Genomic DNA, 582 nt, shown 5'->3' with positions numbered 1-582 from the left:
TTTTCCAGCACGTTGGCGGGGGTGGACCAGTCGATGCGGCGCAGCACGAGAAAGCCCCGGTTGAACCAGGAAGAGAACAGGTGGCCGAAGTCGCGGTCGACGGCGGCAAGGTCACGGCGATGCACCAGGGCATCCATGAGCGCCTCGCGCATGCGCACCAGTTTCAGCGTGGCGCCGGGGGCCATGTTGAGGCGGCGCACCAGTTCCTGGCGGCGCGGCTCGGAGGCGGCATGGAGGCTGGCGCAGGCGGCCTCCGACCCGGTGCGCTGGAAGGCATCGATGGCGGCTTCCAGCCGCGGCCGGTCGACGCCGAAGGTCTCGGCCAAGGCCTCGAAGAACGCGATGCGCTCGCCGGTCTTCATGCGGCCGTAGCGCTCGAGGATCTCGGTGGCGAGCGCGACGCCCGAGGCCTCGCCCTTGCCGGAGAGCAATTCCTCGCAGCGCTCCACCAGGGATGCGGCGCGCGGCGCCCCGCCATTGCGCCCGGAGCGCTCCAGCAGCGCGCGGCCACGCTCCGCGATGGAGGTGAGCAGGTCGCCGAAAAAGGAGGTGTTCGCACTCATCTCGTCGCCTCTGGTGCCG

At 70.4% G+C, this 582-nt stretch carries 1 protein-coding gene; it reads right to left on the bottom strand.

The window, feature by feature from the left end; genetic code table 11:
- The coding region (locus tag MEU52_RS21690) for a malonyl-CoA decarboxylase N-terminal domain-containing protein (RefSeq protein WP_238123949.1) at positions 1–563 on the bottom strand (563 nt) is incomplete at its 3' end.
- Between the last annotated feature and the right edge of the window lie 19 nt (positions 564–582).

Origin of the sequence: Xanthobacter sp. NM-25 (assembly GCF_022138605.1) — a bacterium.
Classification (GTDB): Bacteria; Pseudomonadota; Alphaproteobacteria; order Rhizobiales; family Xanthobacteraceae; genus Xanthobacter.
The sequence above is the reverse complement of the archived record's forward strand: the minus strand, read 5'-3'. Positions and strand labels throughout refer to the sequence as shown.